Annotated in this window: 12 protein-coding genes and 1 tRNA gene; 4 read left to right on the forward strand and 9 right to left on the reverse strand. The window is 65.8% G+C overall.

The features are described from left to right. Positions 1 to 101 precede the first annotated feature (101 nt). The 6 genes from IG178_RS19290 to IG178_RS19315 form a co-directional block, all read right to left on the reverse strand. The gene (locus IG178_RS19290) at positions 102 to 965 is read right to left on the reverse strand and encodes a TIM barrel protein (protein ID WP_193214217.1); all 864 of its coding nucleotides are present in this window, start codon (positions 963 to 965) and stop codon (positions 102 to 104) included. Positions 966 to 1010: 45 nt separating this feature from the next. Then, positions 1011 to 2492: a DUF1501 domain-containing protein gene (locus IG178_RS19295; RefSeq protein WP_193214218.1), complete on the reverse strand. Its 1482-nt coding sequence runs from the start codon at positions 2490 to 2492 to the stop codon at positions 1011 to 1013. After that, the gene (locus tag IG178_RS19300; RefSeq protein ID WP_193214219.1) at positions 2489 to 5356 is read right to left on the reverse strand and encodes a PSD1 and planctomycete cytochrome C domain-containing protein; all 2868 of its coding nucleotides are present in this window, start codon (positions 5354 to 5356) and stop codon (positions 2489 to 2491) included. Before IG178_RS19300 ends, IG178_RS19295 begins: the two co-directional genes overlap by 4 nt. Further along, positions 5353 to 6672 carry a discoidin domain-containing protein gene (locus IG178_RS19305; RefSeq protein ID WP_193214220.1) on the reverse strand — a complete coding sequence of 440 codons (1320 nt, stop codon included), beginning with the start codon at positions 6670 to 6672 and terminating at the stop codon, positions 5353 to 5355. Before IG178_RS19305 ends, IG178_RS19300 begins: the two co-directional genes overlap by 4 nt. Beyond that, positions 6669 to 7193 (reverse strand): sigma-70 family RNA polymerase sigma factor, encoded by a 525-nt coding sequence (locus IG178_RS19310; RefSeq protein WP_193214221.1) that lies wholly within the window; start codon positions 7191 to 7193, stop codon positions 6669 to 6671. Before IG178_RS19310 ends, IG178_RS19305 begins: the two co-directional genes overlap by 4 nt. 75 nt (positions 7194 to 7268) lie before the next feature. Then, the gene (locus IG178_RS19315; protein ID WP_193214222.1) at positions 7269 to 8288 is read right to left on the reverse strand and encodes a DUF3500 domain-containing protein; all 1020 of its coding nucleotides are present in this window, start codon (positions 8286 to 8288) and stop codon (positions 7269 to 7271) included. A gap of 197 nt (positions 8289 to 8485) precedes the next feature. Here IG178_RS19315 and IG178_RS19320 point away from each other — a divergent pair, with 197 nt between their 5' ends. After that, positions 8486 to 10153, forward strand: a complete 1668-nt coding sequence (locus IG178_RS19320; protein WP_193214223.1) for an alkaline phosphatase D family protein — start codon at positions 8486 to 8488, stop codon at positions 10151 to 10153. Between the two features lies 1 nt (position 10154). On the opposite strand, the gene IG178_RS19325 is transcribed toward IG178_RS19320, so the two are convergent. The 3 genes from IG178_RS19325 to IG178_RS19335 are packed head-to-tail and all read right to left on the reverse strand — an operon-like array spanning position 10155 to position 15892. Next, positions 10155 to 11114 (reverse strand): SMP-30/gluconolactonase/LRE family protein, encoded by a 960-nt coding sequence (locus IG178_RS19325; protein WP_343226021.1) that lies wholly within the window; start codon positions 11112 to 11114, stop codon positions 10155 to 10157. Positions 11115 to 11162: 48 nt separating this feature from the next. Continuing rightward, entirely contained in the window at positions 11163 to 12689 is a 1527-nt protein-coding gene (locus tag IG178_RS19330; RefSeq protein WP_226895597.1) for a DUF1501 domain-containing protein, read from the reverse strand. Then, positions 12686 to 15892, reverse strand: coding sequence for a DUF1553 domain-containing protein (locus tag IG178_RS19335; RefSeq protein ID WP_193214225.1), 3207 nt, complete (start codon positions 15890 to 15892; stop codon positions 12686 to 12688). Before IG178_RS19335 ends, IG178_RS19330 begins: the two co-directional genes overlap by 4 nt. A 324-nt stretch (positions 15893 to 16216) precedes the next feature. Between IG178_RS19335 and IG178_RS19340 the strand changes: the two genes are divergently transcribed. The 3 genes from IG178_RS19340 to IG178_RS19350 all read left to right on the forward strand — a co-directional run bounded on the left by IG178_RS19340 (position 16217) and on the right by IG178_RS19350 (position 20805). Then, positions 16217 to 19729: a bifunctional proline dehydrogenase/L-glutamate gamma-semialdehyde dehydrogenase gene (locus IG178_RS19340; protein ID WP_193214226.1), complete on the forward strand. Its 3513-nt coding sequence runs from the start codon at positions 16217 to 16219 to the stop codon at positions 19727 to 19729. Positions 19730 to 19872: 143 nt separating this feature from the next. Then, a tRNA-Leu gene (locus IG178_RS19345) sits at positions 19873 to 19952 on the forward strand. 28 nt (positions 19953 to 19980) lie between these two features. After that, positions 19981 to 20805, forward strand: coding sequence for an LpxI family protein (locus IG178_RS19350; protein WP_193214227.1), 825 nt, complete (start codon positions 19981 to 19983; stop codon positions 20803 to 20805). Positions 20806 to 20815 lie beyond the last annotated feature (10 nt).

Below are 20815 nucleotides of genomic sequence, written 5' to 3' on the forward strand. Positions count from 1 at the left end.
CGGAGCAGCGTAGGGATCGTTCATGATCGGGGCTTCCTAACATCCCATGCCGCGGCTGGAAAGGAATAGCCGTTCCAAGCGCCCGCCGGAATTCCACCCGCTCAAGCCAGTGAACCGGCGTATGTACGGAGGAAGTCGACACAGCGGGTGATCTCCGGCAGCGATTGCTTCCAATGGTGCTCGTATTCGATGCTGACATTTCCCGCGAAGCCTTGTTTCCGGGCCTCGTCGAGAATCGCGGCGACATCGATCACGCCGGTTCCGAATGGCCGGTCTCGGGTCAACTTTCCCACCGCCCTGCGGTCCTTCATGTGGAAGGAGAGCACCCGGGAGCCAACGTTCCGGACCACCTCGAGCGGATCCAGGCCCGATGTCGCCCAATGCCCGATATCCGCACAGAAGCCGAGGTTGGGATGCCGGTCGGCGATCCGTCCGAGGATGAAGCCGGGATCCCACATCCGGTAGACGATGAACCTGGGGTGATTGTGGAAGCAGACCTTGAGGTCATATTCGACCGCGAGCTTCTCCAAGGTGTCGATCGCCCCGATCGACTCGGTGGTCACCCCGTAGAGGCCCAGCTTGCGGGCGAACCCGAACACCTTCCTCGCCCCGGCCTCATCCTTCGAAATACGGGTGACCCCGTAGTTCACCGGAACGACCCCGTGTTCCCTGCAGTGGCCGAGGATCGCCGCGATGGCATCGTCCGGGATCGATGGCGCGACCTTCAACCGCCCGAGCGGTCCGCCGATCTGCTGGCCGGGGTAGATCTCCACCGCGGGAGCGCCGGCGGCCGCAGTCATCTTGACCGCCTCCCAGAGCGTGAATTTCCTGAACGACCAGCACTGGACCGTGATGGCGAAGCCCGCAGGGAACCGCGGGTTGCCGGCTATCGAACCGCCCTCCGCACGAATCCCTCCGGGCAGCGGGTCGGCGGGCGGCATCGGCAGGGCGGAACGGCGATTCACGGGATCTCGCTAGCACGGATGCAGCGCCGGATCCAGTCCGCCCGATCAGGCGAGGATCCCCTCCACCACCTTAGCCGGCTTCACCCCGGTCAGCTTCTGGTCGAGCCCCTGGAACGGGAAGACGAGCTTCTGGTGATCGAATCCGAACAGGTGGAGCAGCGTCGCATGGAAGTCCCGCAGCGGCACCGGGTCGCGGGCCACATGGTAGCCCATCTCGTCGGTTTCACCGTACGTGATCCCGGGTTTCACGCCGGCGCCGGCCATCCAGAGGGTGAAGGCGTTGGGATTGTGGTCGCGGCCGACGAAGGCGTTGGCACTGCCGCCTCCGCGGTTCTCCTGCATCGGCGTGCGGCCGAATTCGCCGCCCCACACGACCAGCGTGTCCTCCAGCAATCCGCGCTGCTCAAGGTCGGTGAGGAGCGCGGACACCGGCTTGTCGATCGATTCGCACTTCCGCTTGAATCCATGGTTGATGGCCTCGCTCTGGTTCGACCCGTGCGAATCCCACCCCCAGTCGAAGAGCTGGATGAAGCGAACGCCGTTCTCGGCCAGACGGCGGGCGAGCAGGCAGTTGTTGGCGAAGGATTCCTTGCCGGGCTCGGTCCCGTACATCTCGTGGATGTGCGCGGGCTCGTCCTTGATGCTCATCACCTCCGGCACGGAGACCTGCATGCGGTAGGCCATCTCGTACTGGGCGATGCGGGTCACGATCTCCGGATCGCCGAGCTCCCGGTGGGTCTTTGAATTCAGCCGGTTGAGGGAATCCAGGGCGCTGCGGCGGATCTCGCGGGTGATGCCCGGCGGGTTGGCTGCATTCAGGACGGGATCGCCGGTGGACCGGCACTGGACGCCCTGATAGACCGACGGCAAGGGTCCGCTGCCCCACAGCGAGGCGCCGACCCGGGGCAAGCGCCCCCCGGAGATGAGCACCATGAATCCCGGCAGGTTCTGGTTGTCGCTGCCCAGGCCCCAGGTGACCCACGATCCCATCGAGGCGTGCCCCAGGTTCTGGTTGCCGGTGTGGACCAGCAGCTGGGCGGGCCCGTGGTTGAACTGGTCGGTCTGCATCGACTTCACGAAGCAGAGCTTGTCGGCGTGCTTCACCAGCCCGGGCAAGCGGTCGGAAATCCAGGCGCCCGATTGACCGTGCTGGTTGAACTCGAACTGGGGTCCCAGCATCCGCGGCACCCCCTGGATGAAGGCGAAGCGCTGGCCCTCGAGATATTCCTGCGGGCAGTCCTTGCCGTCGTATTTCGCGAGCGTCGGCTTGTAGTCGAACAGCTCCAGCTGGCTCGGCGCACCGACCATGTGGAGGTAGATGACCCGCTTGGCCTTGGGGGCAAAGGACGGCGCCAGCGTGCCGAGCGGATTCGCCGGATCATGCTGGATCTTCAGCTTCCCCGCCCCCGCCGCGATGCCCTGGCTCGCGAGCCAGAGCCCGCCGAGCCCGGTCGAACAGTTGCGGAGGAAGTGCCTGCGGGTGAGGTGCCGGAGTTCCTCCTGCCGGAGGTGCTGGAAGAGGTTCATCGGGTGATCGCTTCGTCGAGATTGAGAAGAACGGAAGCCACGATCGTGTAGGCGGCCCCGTCCGGGGTACCGGCCATGCCGTTCATGGTGCCGGGATCGGCGGCATAGCGCTGCTCGGTGTCCTTGAACAAGCCGCGGAGCTCATCCAGGCGGTCCGCGGTGATGTCCTTCGAGGTGGCCGCGCGGTAACCGAATGACAAACGGGCATCGAGATCCCCCGTGACGTCATACTTCATCCGCCGGGCGAGCCCCTGGGCGCATTCGTGAAAGGCGGGATCGTTCAGCACGGCCAGCGCCTGCAAGGGGGTGTTCGACACCAGCCGCCGCTTCGAGCACAGCTCACGGGTCGGGGCATCGAAGGTGACGAACGACGGATAGGGAATACTGCGCTTCCAGTAGGTGTAGAGAGAGCGGCGGTAGCGATCGGCCTGGCCGGGCTCCGGGGTTTTCCACGAGTCCGCGGAAAACGGTGTCCAGACCCCGGGCGGGATCGGGGGATGCACCGGCGGACCTCCGACCGCCGGGGCCAGCAGGCCGCCGACCGCCAGCGCGTTGTCCCGGGCCATCTCGGCCGTCAGCCGCTGCCGCGGCCCGCGGGCGAGCAGGCGGTTGTCCGCGTCCTTCGCCGCCAGCGCGGGCGTGACGGTGGCGTCCTGCCGGTAGGCGGCACTGGTCACCAGCTCCCGCAGCAACGATTTGACGCTCCACTGCATTTCCGTCGAGAAGCGGACCGCCAGGGTGTCCAGCAACCCGGGATGGGTGGGCTTTTCACCCGCGGAGCCGAAATCCTCCGGGGTCGGCACGATGCCGATGCCGAAAAGCTCGAGCCACATCCGGTTGACCGCCACGCGGGCCGTCAAGGGGTTCTCCGGGGAGGCGATCCAACGCGCGAGATCGAGGCGACTGGGAACTTCCGACGCGGCGTGGAGCCGGGGAAAGACCTCGGGGGTTCCCGGTTTCTCCACGATCCCGCCCTTGTCGAGCCAGTTGCCGCGATTGAACACCCGCGTGCTGCGGGAGAACCGGGGGTCCCGCTCCTGCATGACCGGCACGCTGGTGGCCGGAATCTTGCGGAGGGCCGCACGGGCGTCGGAAAGCTCTTTCTTCAGTCGCAGCACCTCGGCCTCTTTGCGGTGGGTGATCCAAGCGGCCTGGTCGGTCAGGGAGATGCGGCCGCGCTTCGAGACCATCGGGAAACTGGCGATGATCGACGGACCGTTCTTCATCGTCACCCGCAGCCTCGAGCCCTCCGGCAAGTCGAGCGGTTCGGCCAGCACCACCGTCGCGTGGCGCGGGCCGAAGGTTTTCGAGTAGGTTCCCCACCCGCGGTTGCTGTCCTTCAACGACCCGTTGGGATCGAAAAACGGATGCGCCTCATCCGCGATGACTTCGGCCAGGGCAACCGGCTTCGCCCCGTTGTCCGGATCGAGGATCTCCAGCGTGATCTTCTTGAGGATCGCCCCCCATTCCGGGGTATGCGCCGCGGCGTCCTCGTCGAGCGGCAGGAACTCGACCCGGAGGGCTGTGAGCTGACTGAGATCCGCCGGAAAGGTCAGCTGATAGGTCGCGCCGGCCGCCGCATTGGTGTCGGAGCGGTACTCCTCGATGCCACCGGTTTCGGCAATCCGCAACTTGGCGCCCTGGGCGGTGGCCGTCATCGACCTGGCGGGGCTCCAGCGGGTCGCGGCATCGATCTCCGCACGGATCTTGAAGAGCGCCGACTCGGCAGCCGCCACCTGATCCTGCAGCCCGTTCGCTTCGGCATAGCGCGCCTTGTCCAGGGGCACCTTGAGCTTCGGCAGGTCTTCCGAAAGGTCGGCGTCGGCAGTCTGGTTGAAGAAGGCCATGAACGAGTAATACTCCTCGTGCTTGATCGGATCGTAGGGATGGCTGTGGCACTGGACGCAACCGAAGGTCAGCCCTTGCCAGACTTCCCAGGTCGTCGCGACCCGGTCCATCACGGCGCTGACCCGGAACTCCTCGTCATCCGTGCCGCCCTCGTCGTTGACCTGGGTGAGCCGGTGGAAGGTGGTGGCGATCTTCTGTTCCAGACTGGCATCGGGAATCAGGTCGCCTGCCAGCTGGTCGATGGTGAACTGGTCGAACGGAAGGTCGCGATTGAAGGCGTCGACCAGCCAGTCCCGGTATTTCCAGACCTCGCGGCGGCGGTCGACGCCGAGCCCTTCGGAGTCTGCATAGCGGGCGAGGTCCATCCAGACACTCGCCCAGCGTTCGCCGAAATGGGGCGAGGCCAAGAGTCGGTCCACCTGCTTTGCATAGGCATCCGGCGAGGAATCGGCGAGGAAGGCGTCGAGCTCTTCCACCGAAGGCGGCAGGCCGGTGAGGTCCAGCGACAGCCGGCGCAGTAAGACCGACTTGGCGGCCTCCTTGGAGGGTTCCAGGCCCTCGCTTTCCATCCGGGCGAGCAGGAACCGGTCGATGTCGTTGCGCGGCCAGGCCGCATCCTTCACCGCGGGCGGCTGCTGGCGCACGGGAGCCACGAAGGACCAATGCTCGCCCCACTCCGCCCCCTCCTCGATCCAAGTGCGGAGGGTCTCAATCTCCTCCTTCGCGAGCGGCGGGCCATGCTCGGGCTTCGGCATCACTTCGTCGGGATCTCCGGACAGCACCCGCACCATCAGTTCCGAGGCCGCCGGATCGCCGGGGACGATGATCGGCTTCCCCGACTCCCCCTTCCCCAAGGCCTGTTCACGGTAGATGAAGGACACCTCGCCGGCCTCCTTGACCCCGCCATGGCAAGAGGTGCAATGGGCGTTGAGGATCGGACGCACGTCGTGTGCGAAGTCCACTTTCGCCCACACCGGCAACGCCGACAGCAACATGATGGCAATCCCGTATCTCATCTCTCGAAAATCCTGATCTCGTTCAGCCCCCCGCCCTGGCACGGGTGATCCGCCGGCCGGCGGGGGTGGCGCAGGTGGGCGGTCACCACCAACTTGACGTAACGGACCTCCACGGCCGGGAACGTGAAGTCGTGGAACGGGAACTCCTTGTCGTAGTCCGCCGGGTCGATTGCAGGCAGCGTGCCTTCGGTCAGCGGCAAAAACGTCTTGTTGTCGAGCGACCCGAAAAGTCTGAAGCCGGCGGTCCCGCGATCGCCGATGGTGCGGTTGCTGGTGTTCTGCAGGGAAACCCTCGAGACCGCGGTCGGAGTGATCAGGTCGACCGTGAATTCGCCATCTTCGCCATCCGGAGCGAGCCAGAAGGACCAGTCGCCAGGGACCCCGGAATCGTCGAGGCGGCCGTCGGTGAGGTTGTCGGGCGGAAAGACCGAACCGTGAGGGCGGATGCAGTAGCCGGGACTGAGCACCGGCTTGCCGAAGGCGAGGTTCTCGCCCGGGGAAGCCGCGGAGGAAACCGGCCGGTGCAGGGCATTGGCGAGCCTCACCGGCGATTCGTCGAGGGTCTCGAGCAGCTTCCCGTTGTCGGCGACAACGCGGCTTTCGCCGCGCACCAGACGGATGTCGGAGGCACTCCCGGTGCGGACATCGATCTCGCCTTTGAAGACCTCCGTGAGCACGACCGGCTTGCGGCCGTCGCTGCCCACCGCAACCCCGAACTCGGTGCCGCGATCAATGAAGCGGCCACCGGGCGTGTCGATGCGGAAGCCCTCGGCGCCGTCGGGCGCGTGGACCGAGGCGCGGCCATGAAGCACGGTCAGCGCTTCCTTCGATTCGAGATTGAAGCGACAAGGCCCCTCCAGCACCACGCGAGCGCCGCTGGGATAACCGATCTCCACCATCCCCGAGGCCAGTTCGTGAAGGGTCCCGGCGGCCAGCTTTCCGGGTGCAAGTCCGCGGGAACCTTCCGGCCAGACAGCCCGGGTGAGGGTGAGCACCTCGGCCTGCGGCAGGCGTTTCCGGACGGCCATCAGGTCGTTGAAGCCGAACCCGAAGATGGCGATCGGAATCAAGGCAACCGCCGCGAACTTCTTCCAAGGAATGCTTCGCTGCCCCGGAACGCCGGCCGTGTCATCCACGAACGCCGGCAAGGCGGCCGAGCGGCGGATCAATGCCCCGTGGACGGCGACGGCACGACGATAGCGCGCCCGCGCATCAGGATCGGCGGCAAGCAGGCGATTCAGTTCGGCGCGCTCATCGTCGCCGAGCGCATCCTCGAAGAGGGCGTGGATCAGGAGGTCGAGCCGATCGTCCTTCATGGCAGCGCGAGTTTGGTTTCAATGCAGCGCTCCAATGCCTTGCGGATCCGGAACAAGGCCAGCGAGGTCGCGGTCGGCGTCTGCCGGCGCTCCGCGGCCAGCCCCTGGACGGAAGCTCCCGGCGCATAGCGGGCGAGGATCAGCTGCCGCTGCCGCTCCGGAAGTTCCCCGAGGCAAGCTTCCAGCGCCCGTTCCAGATCGGCATGGGCCGCATCGGCGGCGCCGTGCTCGGCGGCCAGCAGATCGACCAAGGAGTCATCGAAGACATGACGGTCCCGCCCGGCGTCGCGACGCGCCGCCCTGACCTGATAGAGGGCCACGGTCAGCGCCCAGGGCAGGAACGGCTGCGCCGGGTCGTAGTCGCCGGCCTTGCGCCAGAGGACGAGGTTGGTCTCCTGGACCACGTCGTCCGCCAGCATCCGGTCGGGCAGCAACGAGAGCACGTAGCGGTGGATCTCCGGCTGATGGCGGGCGATCAGGCCCACGATCATTTCCTCGGCATTGTGCGGTTCGGCGGACATCTCCACCCGAACTTACCGGAAACCGGGGAAATCTTTCGCGCGAATTCGAAGAATTCAGATCAGGCCCCGTCGCCCTCAGTGATCGCCGTGGTCCTTCTCGTGCTGCTGGTAGTGCTCGGCCAGGATGTCGCGGCCGAAGTCGCCATCGAAATCGCGCCACGCGGCATGGACATGGTTGGCATCGTTCTGGGTGTTGGCGGCCTCCATGATGAAGGTCGGACCTTGCACCCGGTAATACCACGCCTCGCCCCGCTTGGTACCGCCGGCCCAGCCGAAGTGGATCTTGTCGACCCCGGCCGCGACGATCTTTTCCATGTCGGCCTCCGCGAGGTCGCTGCGGTGGCGGCCGGTGTAGGCGCTGATCAGCTCGAACAGCGCCTTCTTCTGGGCGCCGTTCATGTCCGCGGCGGCGACGCCGACCGGCTCCGTGGCCGTGACCTTGCGCGACTCCGCGGTGATGATCTCGGCCGGTGGCAGGGTCGTGAAGAGCACCGCCTTTTTCTCCCCTTCCAAAAGCAGCGCGAGCAGCTTCTTCGCAAGTTCATCCTCCTCCTTGAGCACCCGCAGCCCCTTGTGCTCCCCTTCCCGGACTTCGCCGGGATTCGCCCCGTAGAACGACGGGGTGACGGAAAACTTGCCCTCTCCGGCCATCGTGTAGTTCAGCGACACGTGGTGACCCTCGAACTTCCAGCCCCAGCCCTTCTCATCGCCGGGCTTGCCGAAGATCGAGACGAAATAATTCTGCGGATTCCGGTAGTCGGGGCGGTTCTCCTTCACGCCCAGGAACGCCTCGAGGGTCCGGATCTGCTCGACCTTCAACTTGCCCTTCTCGCTCAGAGCCGCCTCCAGGAGCTTCATCGCCGCCGCACGCTGGGCGTCGCTCATATCACCCAGCGGCAAGCCGGTCCGGGTCTGCGGCGTGAAGCGGAAGTTCTCGCGCTGGTCGCTGTCGAACGCGAAGGCGGCCTTCTCCCGCTTCGCCGCGTCAAGCGTGCCCAGAAACCCCTCGGCGGCGGACGTCATCGCGTCGATCGACGGAAGCTCGGCAGCGGTGATCGGAAGGGTGCAAACCAATGCAAGGAGAGGGAGTTTCATGATCCGCAAATTACAACCGCATCCCCTGGAATCTCGCAAGTCTCTGTGTCAGCGGGAACCGACCGGCGGTTACGGTCCGGGGCGACTGCCGGCTTGCTCCCGGCGGATCCCGGGGCATCATGTCGATTGCAAGCGGCCCTCCACGCTGGGTGGATGCCGCGAGCTCGTGGCGGCGCCCCGACCAACGAATCTCCGCCATGAGAATCCCGCCTCACCACGCGATCCTGGCCGCCGGCCTGGCCATCGCGCCCGTCCCTGCCGCCGAAATCGCTTCCGGCCCATGGTGCGGCGCGGTCACCCCGGATGCGATCGCCGTGACCGCCCACCTCGACGGCGCGGGGATCCAGGCCCGGCTCGTCGTATCCGCCGCCCCGGATTTCAGCAATCCGGTCTACTCCCCGACGGTGCAGTCGTCGGGCGAGTCGGGGAACAATGTCCGCCTCGATCTGTCCGGCCTGGCACCGGATCGCCGCTATCACTACGCGCTGGAGCTCGACGGGATTCTGCAGACGGATCCGGCGCGGACCGGGACCTTCAAGACGCTGCCGGCGGCCGGTCCCGCATCTTTCCGCTTCGCCTTCAGTTCCTGCACCTATTGGAACGAACCGGGGCAGTTCGTTTTCGACGCGATCCGGAACGAGGACGTCCGATTCTTCATCGCAATGGGCGACCTGAACTACAAGAACACCAATGTCGATGATCCCGATGCCTACCGCGACAACTACATCGACATGGTCACGGAGAGCACGCAATTCGGCGAGATGGTGCGGAAGCTTCCGATCGCCTACATCTGGGACGACCACGATTACTCGGGCAACACCTCGGACCGCAACAGCACCGGCAGGACCGCCCACCGCCTGGTCTACCGGGAGGCCTTTCCCCACTACCCCCTCCCTGCCGGCGGCCCCGATGAGGCGATCTACCAAACCTTCGACTGCGGGCGGGTCCGCTTCCTCCTGACCGACCTCCGTTCGGAGCGGAACCCCTCGAGCCAGTCCGACGGACCGGGCAAATCGATGATGGGCGGCCCGCAGAAGCAGTGGTTCAAGGACCAGCTCGTCGCCGCCCGCGACGGCGGGGTGCCGCTGATGGTCTGGGTGAGCAGCGTGCCGTTCATCGGCACCATCCCCTCCACCGACCACTGGTCGGTCTACAAAACCGAGCGCCTTGAATTGCTCAACTTCATCAAGGACGAGAACATCCGCAACCTGATCGTGATCGCCGGCGACATGCATGCGTTGGCCTACGACGACGGCACCGCCACTGCAGACTATGTCGAAGGGGTCCACGTTCCCGTCTTCCACGCCGCGTCGCTGACCCGCGACGGATCTTCGAAAGGCGGACCCTACTCGGGAGGCGAGAGCGCAGGCGGCGGCCGCTATGGCATTTTCGACATCGTCGACAACGGGGCCACCATCGCCGCCACCTACCATGGCAGGATCGCCGCTTCCGCCACTTCGGTCAGCACCTGGAAGAGCTACACCTACACGACCTACTCCGGAGCCTATCGCGACTGGAAACTCGCCAACCTCGGCGATGCCGATGCGCCTGACGACGGCGACGACGATCACGACGGTATCACCACCGCCGCGGAGTTCGTCTACGACCTCAACCCGAACCTGCCGGACCGCTACGAGTGGCAGGCCTCGGCACCGGACCCGGAGAGTGGCGACGTCACCGTCAGTTTCCCGACCAGTCCGGGGCGGAGCTACCGGGTCTACTTTAGCGAAAGCCTGGCCGCTTGGACTCCCGGTTCCGGGCTGATCCCCGGCGATGGATCGACCCTGGAATGGACCGACCAACGAGGGACACAGGCACTTCCGCAGAAGCGCTTCTACCGCGTGGTGGCCTCGGCGGCGCCGTGACTCACTGTTTCAGCGCGACCCGCAGGACCCGGTCGTCCGAGGTCAGGTAAAGACGGGTGCCGTTTTCGCCGAAAGCGACGTTGGCGGTCGGCCGCCCGCACAGGATCCGGCCCAGCAACTTGCCCTCGGAATTCAGGATCAGGCATCCGCCCGGACCGGTGGAGAAAACGTTGCCTTTCGCGTCGACCTTGATGCCATCGGGTGCGCCGGGACCCTTGAGATCCTTGCAATTGAAGAACAACTTGCCGGCCCCGGCACTGCCGTCGGCATTGAGCGGGTAGGCCATGATGATCGGCGCCGGGCCGTGGGACTGGGCGACGTAGAGGATCTTCCCATCCGGCGAAAGCGCCACGCCGTTGGGACGATCGAGATCGCGGGTGATCAGCGAGACCACTCCCTGCGGGGTGACCCGGTAGACCCCGCAAAACGGCAACTCGCGGAACTTGGTGTCTTTGTCGCGCCCGGGCAGTCCATACGGGGGATCGGTGAAATAGACGTCGCCGCTGGCCGCGATCGCCAGGTCGTTGGGAGAATTGAAGCGCTTGCCGTTGAAGTTGTCGGCCAGCGTCCGCTTGCCCCCGCCCGGGGTGAGATAGGAAACCCGGCGGTCACCGTGTTCGCAGCAGTAGAGCTGACCCTTGTCATCCATCGCCAGCCCGTTCGAGCCGGGCTCCGCGCTGTAATCCGCCACGCCGGTGTAGCCGGAGGGCTTCATGTAGACGCGGGCTTCGCTGTCCCCCTCCTTCCACTGGTAGATCGTGTTCCTCGGAACGTCCGAAAACAACAGCCGCTTGCCCGCCTCGTCCCAGACCGGACCTTCCGCCCAGTCGAAGCCGGTGCACAAGGTTTCGATCTCGGCATCCGGCGCGAGGATGGCGTCGAGAGCCGGGTCGAGACGCTCGATGCGCTCTTGGGCGAAGGCGAATGCGGGGAGGAAAAGAAGGGATCGGAGCACTTTCACGATCCCATCCCTACGGTGACACGGCGCGGGAGTCTTCGACGAAAGATGTCATGCGATGATCTCCTTCACCACCTTCGCCGCCTCCACCCCCGTGAGCTTTTGCTCGAGCCCCTGGAACTTGAAGGTGAGCTTGTCGTGATCGACTCCTAACAGATGCAGGATGGTCGCGTTGAGATCGCGGACATGCATGGGATCCTTGACGATGTTGTAGGAGAAATCGTCGGTCTCGCCGTGAACCGCCCCCGGCTTGACGCCGCCGCCGGCCATCCACATCGAAAAGCAGCGCGGATGATGGTCGCGGCCGTAGTTATCCCGCGCCAGCCCGCCCTGGGAGTAGACGGTGCGGCCGAACTCCCCGCCCCAGATCACCAGGGTGTCGTCGAGAAGACCGCGCTGCTTCAGGTCGGCGATCAGCGCGCCGGTCGGCCGGTCGATGTCCTCGCAGAGGATCTTCATCCGGTTCGGCAGGTCGAGGTGGGTGTCCCAGCCGCGGTGGAAGATCTGGGTGAAGCGGACGCCGCGTTCCGCCATGCGGCGCGCCATCAGGCAGTTGTAGGCATAGGTCCCCGGCTCCTTCGCCTTCGGGCCATACATCTCCCAGATCGACTCCGGCTCGTCCGACAGGTCGGTGAGTTCGGGCACCGAGGCCTGCATGCGGAACGCCATTTCGTACTGCGAGATCCGCGCATTCGTTTCCGGATCGCCGATGCGTTCCAGCAGTTGCCGGTTCATGTCGTTGACGCCGTCGATCATCGCCCGGCGCAGCTCGCGGCTGACGCCCTTCGGGTTGGAAAGGTGGATCACCGGATCACCGCCGGAGCGCAGTGCCACCCCCGCATGCTCGGGCGACAGGAATCCCGACGACCACAACCGCGACGAAAGCGCCTGGATGTTCACGAACAGCGGCAGCTTCGAGGTGAGCACCACGAAGGTCGGCAGGTCCTCGTTCATGGACCCGAGACCGTACGAAAGCCACGCACCGATCGACGGCTTGCCCTGGATCATGCTGCCGGAGTTCGCCAGCAGGATCGCCGGTTCGTGGTTGATCGCATCCGTGTGCAGCGACTTCATCACCGCGAACTCATCCGCCACCGCCGCGGTGTGGGGCAACAGGTCGCTAACCCAGTGTCCGGCCTGGCCGTATTGCTTGAATCCGAAAAAGCTCGGCGCGATCGGCAGCCTCGACTGAGACGCGGTCATCCCGGTCAGCACCTGACCGCCGCGCACCGACTCCGGCAAGTCCTGGTCGAAGCGCTTGGCCAGATCCGGCTTGTAGTCCCAGGTTTCGAACTGGGAAGGCGCGCCGGCCATGTAAAGGTAGATCGCCCGTTTCGCCTTGGGTGCGAAATTCGGCAGCATCGCGCCGTGTGCCGGCTCCGAAGCCTGCGAGCGGCTCGCCATCAGGTTCGCCAGCCCCGCCCAGGCCAAGGCCTTCCCCGAACGCCCGAGAAACTGCCGCCGCGTCGCGAGCTCGAGCCAGCGGCGCTTCACATCGGCCGGAAGCGGGAGATCGAGGACCGACGGACCTTCCCCCGAGTGATCGGAGCAAGCGTGCATGAAAGGTGAATGGTTCATTTCGTGACGTACTCGTCGAGGTTGAGGAACTGGTTCGCGACCATCGTCCAGGTCGCGATCTCGGCCGGCGGCAGCGCGGCATCGACCGGGGATTCGCCGGTCGAAAGCAGCCCGGCGGCTTCGTCCGGCCGGCCGGAAAAGTGCGCGCGGAAGGTGCCGAGGCTGCGGGTGAAGGCCGGCAGCTCGGAGGCGCGCAGGCCGCGGCCGAGGGTTGTCTTTGCCATGAAGTCGATGCGCCCGTTGTCGTCGGCCACCGCCTTGATCGCGCGCTCCGCGAGCTTGCGTGCCGCCTCCACGAACTGCGGGTCGTTCATCGTGACCAGCGCCTGCAAGGGCGTGTTGGTGCGGGCGCGGCGGGTGCACACGACCTCCCGCGCCTGGGCGTCGAAGGTCTCCAGCGACGGCGGCGGGGCGAAGCGCTTCCAGAACGAATACATCGAACGCCGGTAGAGGTTCTCGCCGTGGTCGGCTTCATATTTCTTGGTGTTCGACTCCGGCATCGAAACAGCATCCCAGATCCCTGCGGGTTGATACGGCTTCACCGGCGGACCGCCGATCTTCTCCACCAGCAGCCCCGACGCCTGCAGGGCACTGTCGCGCAGCATCTCGGCATCCATGCGGAAGCGCGGCCCCCGTGACAGCAGCCGGTTCTTGTCGTCCTTCTCCAGCTTCTCCGCGGTGACCGCACTGCCCTGGCGGTAGGTCGCCGACATGAGCATCAGTTTGTACATGTGCCGCACATCCCATCCGGATTCGCGGAACTCGACCGCCAGCCAGTCGAGCAGGGCCGGATGGCTCGGCCGCGTGCCCATGATCCCGAAGTCGTCGGCGGTCTCGACGATGCCGGTCCCGAACAGCTCCTGCCACATGCGGTTGACCGTGACCCGGCCGAGCAGGGGCTGATCCCCCTGGAACAGCCACTGGGCTAGCCCGAGGCGGTTGCCCGGCAATCCATCGTTCATCGGCGACAGGAAGTGTGGCGTGGCGGCACCGACCCGCTCCTTGCGCGAGCTATAAACGCCGCGGTTCAGCACCGAGGCATAGGCGGGCGACTCCTTCTCGCGGGCGATCAGCGTCGGCACGCCGTCCTTGGTGATCGCGGCGATCTCACTGTCGATCCGCGCCAGCTCCGATCTCAGGGCCGCGGCCTCGGGGTAGGCCCGGCCGAGGAACCACTGGTTGTAGACGACGAACTTCTCGTCGCTCGTCCACTTCGAGCTGTCCGGCTCGCGCCCAAGAATCTCGGAAGCGAGGTCCTCGTAGGGCAATCGCGCGAACTCGTCCGGCGTGAGCGCCCGGTGATAGACGCGGAGGTCCTGATAGCGGGTCTCGCGCAGCGGCTGGGTGTCCTCGCGCCGGCCGACGTGAAGCGGCACGTCGGTGCGGATCGTCTGTCCGGGCTGCAGCGAATCATTGGTGATGCGGACCGGCACCTCGCGGCCATCGACGAAAATCTTCACTCCGGCCGCCTTCGAGGAACCGTCGTAGGTGAAACCGACATGCTGCCAGTTGCCGCGGGGGAAGGGCTCGCTCTCGACCCGGATGGCATTCTCGGGCCAGCGGTGGACGATATGGACGATGAACTTGCCGCCCTCCAGGAACAGGTCCCACCCGCGGTGGGCGTTGCGCTGCATGTCGCCCATCCGCGACAACATCGAGCCGGTGCCGGTGTCAGCATTGCCGGTCTTGACCCGCGTCATCGCCCAGAACGACGCGCTGAACGCCTGGTCGGCCTCGAAGTCGCCTTGTTCCGGCAGGGCGAGCCGGCTGTTGATGTCCATCCGCATCGAGGGCCACAGCCATGAGTTCTCGCCCCATGCCAGGGGGTTGGTCTCCACCTTGTAGGATGCCGGGCGTGCATCCGGTGCGGAATTCTTCACCACATCCCCCGCCCCTTCGTCGAACTTGAGGCGAACCTCGAGGCCGTCCGGCGACACCGGCTCGGGCTTCAGCCCGGCTGCCAACGACTCGCGGAACACCGATTCGACATTGCCTCGCAACTGCTCGTAGCGGGCCGCCGGATCATGGCGCCGCGCGAGGGCCTGCTCGAGTTCCGGAATCCTGGCGGCCGGGGGAATCCGCAGCACCGGCGCGGGATCCTGGATGTTCTCGTCCCACGACTTTTCGGCCGTGTTGTTGAAGAAGGCTCCGAGGCTGTAGAAGTCCTTGGTTGAGATCGGATCGAACTTGTGGTCGTGGCACGCCGCACAGCCGACGGTGAGGCCGAGGAAGGCCCCGCCGAAGGCCTCCGCGCGGTCACGGGTGTTATTGACCTGGATCTCCTCCGGAATCGTCCCTCCCTCGTTGGTCGAGACATTCGAACGGATGTAGCCGGTGGCAATCAGCTCATCCATCGACTTCGCGGGTAACAGGTCGCCGGCGAGCTGCTCGGTGACGAAGCGGTCGAACGGCTTGTTCCGCTGGAAGGACCGGATGAGATAGTCGCGATAAGGCCAGATCGAGCGGAGGTTGTCGAAGTGCAGGCCGTGGGTGTCGGCATAGCGTACGTAGTCGAGCCAGTAGCGGGTACGGTGCTCCGCGTAGCGCGGCGATTGCAGGAGTTTGTCCAGATACGCCTCGTAGGCTTCATCGGACGGATTTGCGGCGAAGGCCTCGACATCCCCCGGTTCGGGCAGCAGCCCGGTGAGGTCGAGCGTCGCCCGCCGGATCAGCACCCGCGGGTCCTCCGGCGGAGCCGGTTGCAATCCGTTGGCCCGCAGCTTCTCGAGGATGAAACGGTCGATCGGATTCCGCGACCAGCGATCCCCCTCCTGTTCCGGGGGCGACTTCTTCACCGGGGGAACGAAGGCCCAGTGCTCCTCGAATACCGCCCCCTCCGCGACCCAGCGCTCTAACAAGTCGATCTCGTCCGGCTTCAGCTGGCGATGCGACTTCGGTGGCGGCATCCGGACATCGGGGTCGGCGCTGCGAATGACTTGGACCAGCGACGACTCATCCGGCTTGCCGGGAACAATCGCCGCCTTACCGTCCTTCCGCTTCGCGAAAGCGTCCTCCTCGCGATCAAGGCGCAGCGGATCGTCCTTCGGTTCCCGGGTTCCGCTGTCCGGCCCGTGGCAGTGGTAGCAGGCCTCCGACATCAGCGGCTGGATCGACTCGTTGAAAGAAATCGGGCCGTGACCCGCCGTCGTGGCGATCGCCCCGCTCGCCGCTCCCAGACCACCGTCGTCCGGCCGTTCCCTCATGGTTTCGGCCGGATCACCGGCGGCAACCGGCTTCCGGCTTTCGCGGCACGAGGAGACGAGACATCCGAGGGCGAGGAACGTGAAAAAATTGAAACGCATCTCAAAGAGAAGGGGCTTGGGTTTCTCAACATACGTGAGAGCCAAGGCACTATTCCATCGGATCGGCGTTCCGGCTACCGCACGAATGTGGGATTCTTGCGGCTCCTTGACATTGTTTTGACGGCCGGAATCCCACGGTAATTTGCCAGTTGTCCCGACGCCGATGTCGATCGCGGTCAAGACCGGCGTGGTAGATTGAAGGTTATGAATGGCGTCCGTGAGATCATGAATTCCCCTTCCAAATCCAAGCCCCGGGAGGACGACCTGGCCCAGGACGCGGTCGCCCTGGCGATGGAACTTCTCGCCGCCGCCATCAGGGTCCAGACCCACGGCGAACGGGGCCAGGCCCGGCAGATGGCGGCCCTGATGGACGACGCCCCCGGGAAGGCCTTCACCTTCGCCATGGCCGACCAGGTGTTCCGTCCGCTTTCGGCGTCCCGTGAGGCGAAGTGCTTCCGCGACCTGATCGCCGACTACGGCGTGCCGGAGTATCTGCCACCGGCGTCCCGCATCGCGATGCGCCTGGGCGGGATCGCCTCATCGGTCGCACCCCAGGTGGTGATGCCCCTGGTCGCCGGCCAGATGCGGCGGGAAAGCTCTTCCGTGATTCTTCCCGCGGAAGAACGGCAGCTCCACTCGCACCTCGCCCGCCGCCGCCGCGCGGGGATGAAGATGAACCTCAACCAGCTCGGAGAAGCCGTTCTCGGCGAAGAAGAGGCGAAACACCGGCTGGAAGCGAACCTCGCCCGGCTCGCGGACCCTGAAATCGACTACATCTCGGTGAAGATCTCGGCGATCTTCAGCCAGATCCACCTGGTCGCCCTGGACGAAACCCTGTTCGAAATCAAGAAGCGGCTGCGCCGGCTCTACCGTGCCGCGATGGAACACCGCCGGGCCGACGGCAGCCCGAAGTTCGTCAACCTCGACATGGAGGAATACCGCGACCTGCGGCTGACCTGCAGTGCCTTCCGGGAACTACTGGAAGAGCCGGAGTTCAAGGAGCTCGAGGCGGGAATCGTCCTCCAGGCCTACCTGCCGGACGCGCTGCCGGTGCAACGCGAACTCAATGCCTGGGCCCTCGCCCGGGTCGATGCGGGCGGGGCCGGGATCAAGATCCGCATCGTCAAGGGCGCCAACCTCGCGATGGAAAAGGTGGATGCAGAGATCCACGACTGGCCGCTCGCGCCGTATCATTCGAAGGCCGAGGTCGATGCCAACTTCAAGCGGATGCTCCACGAGGGTTGCCGGAAAGAAGTCACGCGGGCGGTCCGGCTTGGCATCGCCAGCCACAACCTCTTCGACATCGCCTACGGCCTGCTGTTGCGGAGCCGCGAAGGGGTGGACGACCGTGTCGAGTTCGAGATGCTGGAAGGCATGGCGAACCATCAGGCACGGGTGGTCCGGGATGCCGCGGAAGGTCTGCTGCTCTACGCCCCGGTGGTGAACCGCGAGGACTTCCACAGCGCCATCGCCTACCTGATCCGCCGGCTCGATGAAAACACCTCGCCGGAGAACTTCCTCCACGACCTGTTCAGCATGTCGCCGGGCGACGAAGCCTGGAGCCGGCAAAAAGGACGCTTCCTCGAAGCGTGCGCGATGATGCACGGACTTCCGTCCGGGCCCCAACGCCTCCAGGACCGTGCGACCGGGCAACGGCCCGCCACACTGCCCGGAGACAACTTCGGGAACGAGGCGGACACCGACTGGTCGCTGCCCGCCAACGTCCGCTGGGTCCGCGAGCGGGTCGATGCAATGAAACTGCGCGAACTTGCTCTGGTCCCGCTGCAGATCGGCGGGGCATTCATCCCGGGCCCTTCGAGCACCGAGGCAAGCGATCCCTCGCGGCCGGGACACATCCCCTACCGCCATGCCCTCGCCGGTCGCGACGAGATCGAGCGCGCTCTCGAGGTGGCGGTGTCTGCGAGGGCGTCATGGCGGGATGCGGGCTGGGAAGCCCGTGCCGGCATCCTGCGGGAGGTCGCCGCGGTCATCGCCTCCCGCCGCGGGGACGCGATCGCCACGATGGTCCTCGACGCCGGCAAGTCGGTGATGGAAGCCGACGCGGAAATCAGCGAGGCGATCGATTTCGCCGACTACTACGCCCGCAGTTTTTCCCGCGAGGGCACCTTCGACGGCCTCGGCTGCGAACCCCTGGGCACCGTGCTGGTCACCCCGCCGTGGAATTTCCCCTACGCCATCCCCTGCGGCGGCATCCTCGCCGCGCTGGCCGCCGGCAACACCGTCATCCTGAAACCCGCGCCCGAGACGGAGCTCACCGCCTGGGTGATGGTCAACGCCCTGTGGGACGCCGGCGTGCCGCGCGAGGTCCTGCAGTTCGTCCCCTGCCCCGACAACGAGATCGGGCGCTCCCTCGTCACCGACGCCCGCATCAGCGCGGTGGTCCTGACCGGCGCCTATGAAACGGCGCGGATGTTCCTGTCCTGGAAGCCGGAGCTCACGCTCTTCGCCGAGACGTCGGGCAAGAACGCGCTGATCATCACCGCGGCGGCCGATCCCGACCTGGCGGTGAAGGACCTGGTGAAAAGCGCCTTCGGTCACGCCGGGCAGAAGTGCTCCGCGGCGTCGCTGGCCATCGTCGAAGCGGAACTATACGACGACCCCGGCTTCCGGCGCCGCCTGCGGGACGCCGCTGCCTCATTGAAAACGGGCTCCGCGTGGGACTACGACTCGATCGTCACGCCCGTCGTCCGCGAACCCGGCGATGCCTTGGGCCGTGCCCTCACCCGGCTTGAACCCGGCGAGGAGTGGCTGCTCGAGCCGAAGATGATCGACGGCAACCCCTGCCTGTGGTCGCCCGGCATCAAGCTGGGCGTGCGCCCCGACGGCTGGTTCCGGAGCACCGAATGCTTCGGCCCGGTGCTGGGGGTCGTCCGCGCCCTCGATCTGGACCACGCGATCCAGATCCAGAACGACTCGGACTTCGGCCTCACCGGCGGGATTCATTCGCTCGACCGCCGTGAGATCGCCCGCTGGCGCGAGAAGGTGGAGGTCGGCAATGCCTACATCAACCGGCCGATCACCGGGGCGATCGTCCAGCGCCAGCCCTTCGGCGGCTGGAAGCGGTCGTGTTTCGGATCTGGAGCCAAGGCCGGCGGGCCGAACTATGTCCCGCTCTTCGTGCACTGGCACAACGAGGGGTTGCCACAACTCCGTGCCACGCCGTCGCCACGGATCAACGAACTACTTGGAAGTTTCCGCCATCACTTCGAGGGCGCGGATCTCGATTCGCTGGCCGCCGCCGCCGGCAGCGATGCGTGGTGGATCGAACGCGAGTTCGACATCGAACACGACCCGTCCGGGCTTGAGTGCGAATCGAACATCTTCCGCTACCGCCCGTTCCCGCGCTGCGTGATCCGGGGCAATGGCAACCACCTTGAACTCGCGCGGATGATCCTGGCCGCGACGGCGGCCGGCCTGGAACTGGAGATCTCTCTACCCGCCGGAACGTCGATCCCCGGTGGACGCCTGCCCTTCGTGCAGGAGACCGACGCGGAGCTCGCCGCCCGGCTCGCGGCTTGCGGTTGTGCCGTCCTCCGGGCCCCCGGTGCCACGCCCGGAATCCGGGTGGCTGCCACCGCGGCGGGTGTCCGTCTGGTGTCGAATCGGCCGGTTTTCTCCGGAAAAATCGAACTTTTGGCCTTTTATCGTGAACAAGCGGTGACGGAAACACTTCATCGCCATGGATCGGTGTTGCCGAAGGCGCCAGAATTGCGATAGTTCCCGTGCTTCGTCCCGGGTCAGAACCCGGGTGATCTGGGGGGAGAATCCGGGCTCGCCGGGGCGGGGCACTCTTTTCCCAGTTGATGCGACTTGCCGCTTGCCTGTCCGGCCCGGCCTCCATTACATCCCCGTCACCCAAGGGCGGCTTGGCGGAATTGGTAGACGCGCTCGACTCAAAATCGAGTTCTAACGAGTGTGGGTTCGAGTCCCACAGCCGCTACGGGGTATCCCCCTCCGGGTTTCGAGGCATGGCGGACACACGGACAATCGGCATCATCGCGGGCAACGGCGTTTACCCGGAAACCTTCGCCCGTGCGGCCCGGTCCAAATGTCCCGACGTGCGACTTGTCGCAGCGGCTTTTCATGACGAAACCGCGCCCGATTTCCTCGACCTGGTGGACGCGTCGGAGTGGTTCCGGGTCGGCCAGCTCGGCAAGATGATCAAATTCTTCAAGGCACAGAAAGCCACGGAAGCGATCATGGTCGGCCAGATCGCGCCGAAGAACCTCTTCGACCTCCGCCCCGACCTCCGCACCTTGATGCTCCTGGCCCGCCTGAAGGAGCGCAACGCCGAGTCGCTTTTCGGCGGCATCGGCGAGGAACTGGCGAAGGACGGGATCGAGCTGCTGCCCGCCACGACGTTCCTCGAAGACCTGCTGCCCGCGCCCGGCCCCGTCTGCGGTCCGCCGATGAAGAAGCGCCAGCTGGAAGACGCGGCCTTCGGGTTCCGCATCGCCAAGGAATCCAGCCGGCTCGACATTGGCCAGACGGTCGTCGTCCGTCACGGCACGGTGCTCGCGGTCGAAGCCTTCGAAGGCACCAACGCCTGCATCCGCCGCGGCGGTGAACTCGGCCGTGGCAAGGACGTGATGCTGGTGAAGGTGTCGAAGCCCAACCAGGACTTCCGCTTCGACGTCCCGGTGGTCGGACCGCAAACCATCGAGACCTGCCTTGGCGCCGGAGTGCGGGCGATCGCGGTCGAAGCGCGGAAGACCTTGCTGTTGGAACGCGACACGATTTCCCGGCTTTGCCAGGAACACGGCATCAGCATCCACGCGGTGGAATCGCCCTAGCAGCCGCTCC

The organism is Neoluteolibacter marinus, assembly GCF_014904755.1.
Classification (GTDB): Bacteria; Verrucomicrobiota; Verrucomicrobiia; order Verrucomicrobiales; family Akkermansiaceae; genus Haloferula; species Haloferula marina.